This is a genomic window from Paraburkholderia sp. RL18-085-BIA-A (assembly GCF_046027075.1).
Classification (GTDB): Bacteria; Pseudomonadota; Gammaproteobacteria; order Burkholderiales; family Burkholderiaceae; genus Paraburkholderia.
The window spans coordinates 1-11,919 of sequence record NZ_JARESU010000195.1; the positions used below are offsets into that span (position 1 = coordinate 1).

The 11,919-nt window shown below is 59.7% G+C and carries 6 protein-coding genes and 1 pseudogene; 3 read left to right on the forward strand and 4 right to left on the reverse strand.

Going from position 1 to position 11,919, the window contains the following annotated elements; genetic code table 11:
- The first annotated feature begins 443 nt into the window (after window positions 1-443).
- Entirely contained in the window at window positions 444-3,767 is a 3,324-nt protein-coding gene (locus tag P0D89_RS47495; RefSeq protein WP_408370574.1) for a metallophosphoesterase, read from the forward strand.
- Between the two features lie 522 nt (window positions 3,768-4,289).
- On the forward strand, window positions 4,290-6,410 hold the full coding sequence (locus tag P0D89_RS47500) for a D-(-)-3-hydroxybutyrate oligomer hydrolase (RefSeq protein ID WP_408378945.1): 2,121 nt from the start codon (window positions 4,290-4,292) through the stop codon (window positions 6,408-6,410).
- Window positions 6,411-6,932: 522 nt separating this feature from the next.
- Here the strand turns inward: P0D89_RS47500 and P0D89_RS47505 are convergent.
- From P0D89_RS47505 to P0D89_RS47515, 3 genes are all read right to left on the reverse strand, one after another.
- Window positions 6,933-7,649: a hypothetical protein gene (locus P0D89_RS47505; protein WP_408368846.1), complete on the reverse strand. Its 717-nt coding sequence runs from the start codon at window positions 7,647-7,649 to the stop codon at window positions 6,933-6,935.
- A 159-nt stretch (window positions 7,650-7,808) separates the two neighbouring features.
- On the reverse strand, window positions 7,809-8,012 hold the full coding sequence (locus P0D89_RS47510) for a hypothetical protein (RefSeq protein ID WP_408368844.1): 204 nt from the start codon (window positions 8,010-8,012) through the stop codon (window positions 7,809-7,811).
- A 127-nt stretch (window positions 8,013-8,139) separates the two neighbouring features.
- Window positions 8,140-8,628 (reverse strand): low affinity iron permease family protein, encoded by a 489-nt coding sequence (locus tag P0D89_RS47515; RefSeq protein ID WP_408368842.1) that lies wholly within the window; start codon window positions 8,626-8,628, stop codon window positions 8,140-8,142.
- Window positions 8,629-8,861: 233 nt separating this feature from the next.
- Here P0D89_RS47515 and P0D89_RS47520 point away from each other — a divergent pair, with 233 nt between their 5' ends.
- Window positions 8,862-10,907: an ABC transporter permease subunit gene (locus P0D89_RS47520; RefSeq protein ID WP_408368840.1), complete on the forward strand. Its 2,046-nt coding sequence runs from the start codon at window positions 8,862-8,864 to the stop codon at window positions 10,905-10,907.
- Between the two features lie 375 nt (window positions 10,908-11,282).
- On the opposite strand, the pseudogene P0D89_RS54735 reads toward P0D89_RS47520, so the two are convergent.
- Window positions 11,283-11,392: pseudogene (locus P0D89_RS54735) on the reverse strand (IS30 family transposase); the annotation flags it as partial.
- Between the last annotated feature and the right edge of the window lie 527 nt (window positions 11,393-11,919).

Genomic DNA, 11,919 nt, shown 5'->3' on the forward strand with positions numbered 1-11,919 from the left:
CCGATAGACCGATGACTTCTTTTTCCGTAAACTTGCTCATGGTGGATGGTTTGTTGTTTGCTGGTTTCCGACTTCGACAATCAGATTCTCAGCTGAAACCTCCACCGCCTTCAACCTCCCGCCTCAACTCCCCCGTACACCAGATCCGAGCATATCTCGACGACTGGCGTTGGTTGCCACACGCAAGTTAAACCATCCAACATAAGGGGTACCCGCTATCTGATCCTCGAAGCATGTCGTAGAAGTCAGGAATTTTGGCCCCCTTCCTTGCGTTTCCAGGCAAGGTAGATCAGCGTTACAAATTTCGGTGAACGCGGCTGCAAACTCTTCATCCGCGTCGCGTCCCTTTCCTGCTATCCGATGGATGTAAAATGCCAACAGGCCCGGCGGAGACACCTCTGTGCTTCCTATAAGTAATCGCAGGTTGATAACGTTTATAAAATATGACCCGAAAGATTTCTTGGCTTCACTTGAGCGATTTGCATATTGGACAATCCTTCCAATGGTTATGGCCTAATTTCAAAGCGCTATTTCTGGAAGATCTCAAGCGACTAGCCACCGAGGCGGGTCCGTTAGATCTAGTGTTGTTTTCGGGCGATCTTACACAGCGCGGTAGCGCGGAAGAGTTTGCATCTGTTTCGAATGAGCTATCGGATATCTGGGAATTGCTGGATAAGCTCGGACAGCATCCTGTTCTATTCCCGGTTCCAGGAAATCACGATCTGGTTCGCCCGCCCAAAAGCGACGCTCAACGGAAAATTCTGCGGCAATGGGGAACGGACCTTGATGTCATCAACGAGTTCTGGTCGGGTTCCACCAACCAGTACATTGACGTCGTCCACAAGGCTTTTAGTAACTACTTGTCGTGGTTAAATGGTCTCGCCGAGCGTGGCATTCCCGTCCCGGAATGTTTCACCGGCAGGATCCCCGGAGACCTCTCAGCCTCCATAACTGTCGACGGCATCGCGGTTGGTCTGATCGGCCTTAACTCCTCGTTCCTGCAGTTGGGGGACGAAGACTATTCCGAGCGACTTTTGCTGGACCTTCGGCAACTGAATGCCGTGACGGAAAACAATCCTCCCGAATGGTGTAACAGGCATGAAATCAACTTCCTGGTCACACACCATCCCCCTACATGGCTCACTCCCGAAGCGTTACGACATTTCAACACAGAAATCAGCCCGGTGGGACGCTTCACTTCGCACTTCTATGGCCACATGCACGACTCCAGCCTCACAACGGTCTTTCACGGTGGAGACGCGGGGCGCAAATCTTTCCAGAGCTCTTCCCTGTTTGGCCTGGAATTTCTAGCCGACGGGAAAACTGACAGGGTGCACGGCTATTCCCTTGGGCAGATCCAGCTCGGCGAAGCGGAAGGCACCTGGAAGCTGTGGCCACGAAAGGGACGCGTCAACCCACGAAATGGGGATCGCCGGATCGTCCAGGACGTCGACAACTTCGACCTATTGCCTGGAAAAGAGTATCTGGAAGAACAGATCGTCCTCAAGCGAACCGCAGTCGCTTCCAGGGCGGTCGTCGCGGCGACTTCGAAGCCGGCTGATCTCGCCACGACCGTCGAAGAGACTTTGCATCGATGGCAAGACGTCTTGCAGACCGCTGTGTATGCTCTTTCCGAGCAGGAGCAGCACCTCGTGATCCGCCCGCTGCAGCAGCAATCATGCATGGAGAGCATCAGGCAGAAACGAATGGCGTGGGTATGCGCCGACTGGGGACTCGGTCGCGATGGCTTTCTCTGGTCAGTCGCCAAACGTATGGGCCGAGAGAATCACGGCATCTATCGTGTCGATCTGGGCAACTATTCGACGCGCGATGAGTTCCTCACGAGTTTTGCGACGACGGTCGGATATTCCTTTCCCGATTTTTGCAAGGCGTTGACGTCCGCGGGCCCTTGCATCCTGCTTCTCGACGAGGCACCCACGGGTATTGGCGACCAGGCCGCCCCCGCTCCCGAACGCGACGCGGAAAAGCTAGCGATGATGCTGCGCGACTTCTGTCCGAACGCGATTGTTTTTCTTCTTGCGAGGCAGGCACCGAAGGTCCATACGATCGATGTCACCCGGCTTGATGCACTCGATGAGGCTGATACTCGAACGTATCTGCTTGCTCACCCGTCCGTTGGGGCCGAAGCACGCTCTCCGCGGGGAGTCAGCGAAATCTTCCGGCACACCGATGGTTTGCCGGTACGGATAGACCGCGCGCTGGGCACCCTTCGGGTGGTCAGCCTTGCAGAGCTCGGCCCCCCGACAGGAACTGATCTGATCAGTAGTCCATCGGCGACAGAAGCGATTCCGATGTCGCTTGTGAACGCCGTCAGCGAACTGGCAAACTCCTTGGATCCGGTCTCCAAACGCTCGTGGCTGCTGCTCAAGGTTCTTGCCATTCTTCAGCATGGCGAGTCTTTACAACGACTGAAGCGCATCGAACATGAAAGTCCGATCTTTCCTCGCCATGCTGAGGAGTTGCTTGAGCGCGATCTGATCCAAATTCGCTCGTCGACATCGATAATCAGGCAGAGCGAAGGTGTAGAAGATCAGGTCAAGATCCTTGTGTCTCCGCGACCTGTGCGCGACTACGTTCTGTCGCGCATGTCCCAAGGAGAAATCGACAGTCTTGTGAGAAAGGCTGCTTCACTGTATTTTGGAGAACGTTGGCGAACTGGGAGCGCCAGCCTGAGAAAACTCGACGGCACGCTCATTTCTGATGATGGCAGCCTTCTCCAGAATCCGCACTTTCTGGTGACACGTCTTCTTGACACGCCCTCAGTATGGCAGTCAACCGAATCGGCCGAGCCGGTTCTTGGACTATGCCGAATCTATTGCAGCGCCATTCTGGATGCAAAAAACTACCGGAATTGCGCGATCGTATGCCGTGATGTGCTGGCCATCATTCCGACCGAAGGCTTTCCGGCACATCGGGACACTATCGAGATAATGCTCGCCAAGAGTCTGCGTATGATCGGCGAACATAGTGACGCACGCGCTCTCTATCAACGTCTGCTCGCCGTGGATCGATCGAAGGAGGTTAAATCACAGTTGTTGCTGAATTACGCCATGTGCCTCCAGTCGCTAGGAGATACAACCGCGATAGAGGCGGCCAGACAGGTGATGAGCCTCACACCAAAGACTGCCAGTGCGTTGCAGGCTGAGTCGATCATCTATGAAATGCAGGAGGATGAAGACAGCGGCGCCAAACTTCTGAAGCTTGAAGTTCAGGCCCGAAAGCGTGGGTTTGATACCGTCGCCAATAATCTTGTACTTAACCGGACTATCAGTAACAAGAGCACAGAGGCTGACGATGCCTTGAGGGAAGTTTACACGACGGCAACGGCCGAAGGCGACCTCTATACGGCAGCGCGGGCAATGGTGCGACTCGCCGCCCGCTCGCTGCGGGAAACCACCACGCTTTCGAGTAGTGATCTCGCCCACCTCATCAAGGCGTATCAATACTTCTATGGCGAACGATTCGATTCACTGTTCTCCAGTGCTCATCAATCTCTATGGAACCTCTTCGAGCGCCAGGGAGACGTGCGCAATATGCTCAGCCTGTTCCGCCATAGCTCCTTTATCTGGCGGCTGCACGGCAACGACGAAAGCGAGCAGGATTACATCAAGAGGTTGATCGGGGCGGCCCGACAAATACTTACAACCGACGTGCTTAGCGCCGACCAGAACACAGCGTACTTCCTGCTCCGGGCGCGCGATCACGTTACCGATGAGGGAAAAGGCGCATCTGCGCAAGCGACATGATCGGATTTCCGTCGGGGGCATTGTTCCCCTCGCGAACCCGGCATCATCAAGCCACGGGGCGGCACGTCGAGTCGACTCATCTCGAGAGTTGATACCGCTCGAATGGCCGCTGTTCCTTTGGAACGCGCCATCAACGTCTCGTTCAGTCAAGGGACCGCTTTGGGTCGTGTGCTGCCGATTGGCGTCAGGCCTTAAGCGCAAGGATATCGTTCGGTGTCGCACACAAGACCGTCCTTCCGTCCGGATAGGATCGGGACACGCAGCGACAAGGAGTCGATGGTGTCCCATGGGCCACTCTAATTTCAAATGTACGTGGTGGTGAATCACGAAGATCGCCACGCGGATTGTTTTATCGTATTCGCTGAGCGGGTTAGCCGCGGCAGCAGGGATGTTGTTTCATCAACAATTCATTGTATCTGCGGTCCTGACGTCCTAATGTCTGATGACGCGTGATCCAACGTTGCACAAGGGTCTTCGTGGTGCACGGCGCGTCGAAATCGAACAACACACAAGGAGACATCGATGAGAAATATCCGGATCGCAACCCGGAGTAAAGCAGCGCTGCTCGGCGCCGCGTTAGTGAGCGCGGTACTCGTTCCTGTTGCACGGGCCGACGATCACGACGGCGGCCGCCCGGGCCCGAACGGGCTGCCGAGCTTCGTCGTGGCAGACAGCCTCAGGACGACCACCTATGACGGCGTCAGCGACGACCTGCTGACCGCCGGCCTCGGCAAAACCGGACTCGCAGGCCAGGCGCCCGCTCTTGCGAACCCGGCGAGTCCGACGGCAGCCGAGTTGCGGCGGCTCGCGATCTGGGCAAATTACCGCGCGCTCGTCGACATCACGGCGCCTGGCGGCTACGGTCTTTTCTGGGGACCCAATGTCGATCTGTACGGCAACGACACCCTTGGCGAAGGAAAAATCGCCGGCACCGAATACCTCGCGTACGCCGACGACGGCAGGGGCCAGCAGAACGTCAGCCTCCTCGTTCAGGTGCCGGCGAACTTCGATCCGGCGAACCCGTGCATCGTCACAGCTACGTCATCGGGCTCGCGCGGGGTCTACGGTGCCATTTCGGCGGCTGGTGAGTGGGGGCTCAAGCGCGGCTGTGCGGTCGCCTATACCGACAAGGGCACCGGCAACGGGGCACACGAACTGATGACCGGTCTTGTCACGCTGATTGACGGCCGCCTCGCGGACGCCGCCACGGCCGGGCGCAATAGTCTCTTCACAGCCAATGTGCCTGCGGGTGCGCTGTCCGCCGCCAACCAGAAGTTCCCGAACCGCTATGCGTTCAAGCACGCGCATTCCCAGCAGAACCCTGAAGCGGACTGGGGCAAGGACACGCTCGAGGCGGTGCAGTTCGCCTATTGGGCCTTGAACCGGCAGTTTGCACTGCCCGGCGGCTCGCCTCATGGCGAGCGCTACCGCCCGGGCAGCATCACGACGATCGCGGCGTCGGTGAGCAACGGCGGTGGCGCGTCGCTCGCGGCCGCCGAGCAGGATACGACGGGATGGATCACGGCCGTGGTGGTCGGCGAACCCCAGGTCAACGTCCGTATGCCCGGTAACGCGCAAGTGAACGAGGGCGGCCAGCGCATCGCGGCGGCCGGCAAGCCCCTGGCGGACTACATGACGCTCGCCAACCTCCTCGAGCCGTGCGCGGCACTCGCGGTAACTGCTGCCGGCGCGCCGTATCTGACAGCGCTGCCGCCCGCGACGACGACGGCGATCCGCCAGGCCCGCTGCACGTCACTCGCCGCAGCCGGCTACGTGCACGGCAGCGACACGCAAACGCAGGCGAACGACGCGCTCGCGCAACTGCACGCGGCTGGCTACGAAGCCGATTCCGACCTGCTGCACGCTCCCATGTGGGACTCGCAGGCCGTGCCGGCCGTTGCCGTGACGTACGCGGATGCGTACACAAGGTCGAGCGTGATCGACAACCTGTGCGGTTTCAGTTTCGGCACGGCGAACCCTGCAACGGGCGCAGCGGGCTTTACACCGCCCGTCTCGCCTATGCCGACTGTGTTCGGGCTAGGCAATGGTGTGCCACCGACCAACGGCATCAGTCTCGTCTATAACGTCACGCCGCAAGGGGGCGCTGACCATCGGCTCGCGACACCCGATGCAGGCTTCGCGGGTGCCGCGTGCTTGCGCGCGTTATGGACGAAGAGAGACCCGCGCATGCGGGCGAGTGTCGAGGCAATCAGTGTGAATGCGGACCTGCATGGAAAGCCCGCGATCATCGTTCAGGGCCGCAGCGACGCACTCGTGCCGGTGAATCATGCGTCGCGTGCTTATCTTGCAGCGAACAGCGTAAGGGAAGGATCGCGCAGCCAGTTGTCGTTCTACGAGGTGACGAACGGACAGCATTTCGACGCGTTCCTCAGCGTGCCGGGCTTCGACACACGCTTCGTGCCGGTCCACTACTACAACATCCAGGCGCTCAACCTGATGTGGAGCCACCTGAAGAACGGCACGCCGCTGCCGCCGTCGCAGGTGATCCGCACGGTGCCGCGCGGCGCCAACCCGGGCGCTGCTGCGCTGGCGTTGAGCGTGGCGAACCTGCCGGCCATCGTGGCGAACCCCGGTAGCAATGCGATCGGGGTGAGCCACGGGGTGGTGAATGTGCCGCACTGAAGGCGCGTTGCTTTGATTCGTAACGGTCAATGGACTGTTATGAACACGGGCCGCCGCTGGCGGCCCGTGTTCCGTCATCGCGGTCTGCGTGTGGGCGGGCCACAGGAAATGTCCGTTGTCTCTCTCCTGGCATTGTGCGATACGAGGCCGCCCTTCTCGCCCTGCGGCGATATCGAAAACATGCCTGTCATCACGCGTACTCCGCTGTGGCTTGTGTGGGCCCGAGATACCCACTGCCAGACTGTTTTGGCAGGCACGCGCGCGCTCGGGGTGCACAAAAACGGATGCCGCGGCTGGTTGGGCTCTCCTGCGCTGCAGGAGCACTCCGGCGGAACAGGAGCCGCGCCAGGTTTTCGACAGTGACGCACGGGACACCTGCAGCCTATGCATCAGGCCGTATCCGGCCATCAGCGGCCCTCGCATGTACCAGACGAAGAGGCCGCTTTCAGCTACAAATCGGGTATTCAGAGCGCTCGAGTCGGTGGAAACCGTCTCCCGTCGGCGCTCCCCCGAATCAACGAATCAAGCGTCGCCTTTCCTGTCAGAATCACTCGCGCCGGCCATGGGCGATACGCCGAAATTGTCAGACAGGATGTGCAGGCTGAGAAGGAGAACCCAGAGCGGGAAAACCAGCACGATCCAATCTATGTGGCGGCCAGCAAAGAGCAACGCGAGTGCTGCGGCATATCCAATAAACGCGATCCAGCGCGAAACAAAGCCGGTGCGAAGAGCAAGCGTACAGGTGGCGATCGTGAATACTGCGGCCATGCGGACCGCGTAGACATTCATGATTTCGTAGGCAACCGCTCGCGCAACGGTGAACGTGGCCGAACCGGGAAGTCGATCGAACTCGATGCCATACGCGGTCACAATCCCGCCGACGAACGAGGCAGCGGCAAACAACATCGCCAGGAACAGGAGGCCGCTCCCCATAAACACCGTGGCAAAGAAGCGATCCTCGCGATCTCCGAGACGATCCCGCAGCACGCCAATGAACCAGAGAAAGGCAATGCCAGCGAACGGCACCAGGTTGCCCGCAACAGATACGGTACTCGATCTTTCTCGAAGCCACTGGCCCTCTTCTGAAGCGAGAACAGGAACAGAATGCCGCAGCAGCAGAAGGCTGGTAATCAGTAAAACAGAAAATATGATGCCGGCGATGGCGGCAGCGCGAGGGGCTCTCAGACGCGTGCCTGGCCCGATCCGCTGCAGTCGCCAGTCCTTCGTTGAGGGATTCATGTTCAGCGTCCCTCGCACCCTGTCGCGATCTTTGCGGGTACTCGGTTCATGCTAGGCCAGGCAGCGGTCAACTGAAAGTTATTGGCAGGGATCAATCCAGCAAGGCGTCAATTCAGGCCGCCGCGCGACGTCTGTGCGGACGGTTGCCGGCGTTTTGGTTCACGCCGCGGTGCCGATTTCCGTGCCCCTCGGAAAATCGTTGATGGCGTCAGGCACCGATACGCGGCGCCCGAGATAGTAGACGCGATCCTCGAGTCTTTCGACCCGCAGGATATCCAGCACTTCCGCGTGCGCCACGACGAGCAGCAGGCGTATTCCTTCCGCCTGCAATGTTGGGTGCCAGTGTCTCATGTCGGTCGGCAATCGGACGCTCGTCGGCTTCGTCCAAGTGGCTCAAGTGGGTCGCTTGCTGCCGATCGCCGTCCGTCAGCGGTCGGCCGATGTTGACGCTCATCGAGCGGATGCGCGCCGCAGTCGGACAGCGCGTTTGCTAGCCGCGTAGCGGCGCAGTCCCCGGCTTGCCATCGCGATTCTCATCGCCTCGCCGGTCGTCATCATTGTCATCGTGGTGGTCGACGAACGGCGAATCGGTGTCGCTGCCGCCCGCACGCAGCGCGGTCCGCGCTTCTTCCGCCAGTTTTTCGTAGTGTTTTCGGAAACGGCTCAGGTCTTTTTCGTCGAGTTCTTCGAGATCGAGCAGCGCGTTATGCGCGCCTTCCATTGCGCGGATCAGCTCGTCGAGCTTGATCTGCATCGCCGCCGTGTCGCGGTTCTGCGTGTTCTGGATCAGGAAGACCATCAGGAACGTGACGATCGTGGTCGACGTGTTGATCACGAGTTGCCATGTGTCGCTGTAGTGAAAGAACGGGCCGGTGGTCGCCCACACGATCACAAGGGCGACGGCCATCACAAAGGTGGCGGGCCTACCGGTCATCGTGGAAAGGTAGCTCGCGAATTTCGAAAACCACTTGCTGCTCATCACGATCTCCGGTAGTCGGGTCAATGTACCGGATGATGGCATAGACGGCGGAGTCGCTTCTTTCTACGGGTGTGACTTGCAGGCACTGAATGACCGTTTCAAAGAGGGGCGACTGTCTCTTGTGGGTCGGGTGCAGCCGACCGCCAGCTCGCGAATTTCATGCTACCTATGCCACTTGCGTGAGGCAAAGAGCGGCCAGTAGGGACAGCGAAATTGTGCGTCCGGGCGCGCGCGTGGGGTTTGGCGCACGGGTCGATCACTATCGCGGGTTAATCATCGCGGTCGGCGCCTTGGTCGCGATGGTTATCGCGTGGATGTCGCTTTCCGCTACACACGTCGGTCTTTACGACATAGGGTCGGTCATCTCGAGCAGTACCACGCTTGCGCAGGCCGCGATCGGGCAGACAATCGTGGTGCTCTCCGGCGGATTTGACTTGTCGGCGTCGGCAGTGGTATCGCTCTCTAACGTTCTCGCCGTTCGCTTCGTGCACGGCACGGCCCTTCAGCAATGGGGAGGCGTCGCCCTAATCATTGCGATTGGCGGGGGCATCGGCCTTGTCAACGGCGCAGTGATCGCTTGGTTCAGACTGCAATCGATCGTGGTTACGCTCGCCACGATGTTCATGGTGCAGGGGCTGACGCTGCTTATCCAAAATACACCCGGCGGCAGCATCGGTGAGCAGTTCGGCGGCTTCATCACCTCAGACCTGATTGTCGACAAAGTACCGATGTCAGCAGTAGTGCTCGTGGTTGCGCTCCTTATATGGTCGTTCGTGAAGCGTACGCGCTTCGGGGTGGGCATCTACGCGCTCGGCAGTGATCCCGACGGCGCTTACGCGAACGGCATGCCGCTCACGCGTTATCGAATCGCAACGTATGCGCTCGCTGGCATGTTCTACGCGGCCGCGGGCCTCTATGTATCGGCCCAGACGGGGTCGGCCGATCCGCCGGTCGGCCGGCCGCTGCTCCTGTCGATGTTCACGGCCGTCGTGCTCGGCGGCACGTGGCTTGGCGGTGGACGGGGCGGATGCGTTGGAACGGTGTTTGCCGCCATGACCCTGATGATCACCGTTAACATTTTGCTGGTACTGAATGTCTCGGCGTGCTACACGACGATCGCTGAAGCGGCGATTCTTATCTTGGCTGTGCTGGGGTCGTCGATCGGAAAGGATTCCGCGGCACATCATTGCGCACGGTACGCTTCGCAATGGATGAGAGCCGTGCGAACCGGCACCCGTGCGAAGGACGGCGGTGATGCGCGGCGCGTGAGCTTCGAAGTGGCCGACTTCCAATGGATCGAAAACAAGGAACTGAAGGGGCGCTTCGTCGGCGACTGGATCGAGCGCAATCGCGAATGGGTCAAGTACGTTGTACCGGCATACGCGCTCTTCATTGTCGTTATTGCGATTACCAGTTTTGTCTACGGCCCTTCGGTTCTCGCGAGCGCCAATTTTTATAGCAGTCTGCTGACCTTGACTCTCTTCCTCGCAATCCTCGGTCTCGGGCAGGGTGCAGTGATTCTGACGGGCGGACTGGACCTTTCAATGCCATGGTTGATCACGTTGTCGGGCGTGCTGCTCACTGGCCTCACATTTGGCGCGAACGGCGCGGCCACATGGGCGGTGCCCCCGGTGCTTGGCGTGGGTCTGTTAGTCGGCCTGTTCAACGGCTTCGGCGTTGTCGTGCTCGGCCTACCACCGATCGTTGTCACGCTTGCCGCTAACGGCTTGCTGCAAGGACTCACGCTGATCTACTGTAACGGTTCGCCGCAAGGGTGGGCGCCCCCAGTCATCAGCGATTTCACAAACGGCCACTTCGGTCCGCTGTCGCTCGCCGCGTGGAGTGTGCCGATTTTTCTTGCGGTGGCGCTGTTGTTACTGCATCGCACGCCGTTCGGACGGCGCGTCTACGCGGTCGGCAACTCGCAGATAGCGGCGAAGCTGGCGGGCGTGCGGGTGCGGGCGACGCTGATCGCGGTGTACTGCCTCTCAGGCCTGTGTTCCGCGATCGTCGGGGTGTTGCTCGCCGGTTTCAGCAGCCAGGCGTTTCTCGGGATGGGTGATCCTTACCTGCTGCCGTCGATTGCGGTCGTCGTGGTGGGTGGTGCGTTGATCACGGGCGGGCGTGGACACTACCTTAGCGTATTCGGTGGCGCATTGCTGCTCACCGCGCTTGGTACGCTGCTCGCAGGAACGACTGTGCCGCCAGCCGTGCGTGACATTATTAACGGCCTCGTCGTGCTGGCCGCGGTGATCACGCTGCGCGACAAGAAAGCATGATCGAGTAGGTAGGAACGATGCGCGGCGGGCCGTCTCTTTGCCGGGGCATGAGGGGCGCCACGAGTTTGCTTATGAGGTCAGCGGACACGCGCGATATTCGCATTGCGCGTGGCCGCTCGCTCGGGACGATGTACCCGGGGGACGCTGGACCGAGCATCAGTCCGCTGTCCTTGCGACGGCGGCCTGGATGACCGGACTACTTCGTTAACTGCCCATGGATGCCCGACGGCGCGACCGGCTGTAGTGAGTCGACAAGAGGCAGTCGTACTGGCTCGAAAGCATCAGCTCACGAAGTGCGCGCGGTGGCGACCACGACTGACGTCGTATGGCAAGAGCGACTTGTCTGGCCCGACGCTCGTGTATCCCAAGGCGGTTTCAAATGCCAAATGCAACGGCCGGGTCGATAACAATTCCCTGCCTGGCGCAGTCATCAATAAAGACTCGCCGGGCCGGCGCCAGCCGAGTGTTTTGCGAGGTCGCCGATTCGCTTCCCGCGACCACCGCGCCGGTTTGGGCGGAAGCGATACCTTCGCTATGGGCTGCCGATGACCATTCCGGCCCCTACTGCCTCAGAGTCCTTTGCCAACGGGAGTCGGAGTCGCATGCGAGGACGCTGCCATTTCGATTCCCCGTCACGGTGCTGTTGAGGCGACGTTTTTATCACCAATGTGTCAGAAAACGCCGCGGCGGAAAACTTTGATGCCCAGGCGCGGAGTCGGCGCGGGCTGTGACTGAAGCATAGCCCGACCTCGTTTTCCTCCTCTCCCCTGTAGAGAGCCGGACAAGAAAAGTTTTTGCTCAAGTTTGGCTCGCAGATGCCGAGATACTGTTTGTATTATGCATGCAAAATTCAATGGGTCGGGACTGCCGTCCGGGAGGTGTGCCTGTGCTTTGTCGCGTCACTCTAAAAGGGTACTTATCGTTTCCAACGCCATGTGCGGCATTTTGTGCATCGACCGCCGTACCGTCAGCGCCGCGACCGCGCCCGTCCGGGAATTCGGCTTGTTATACA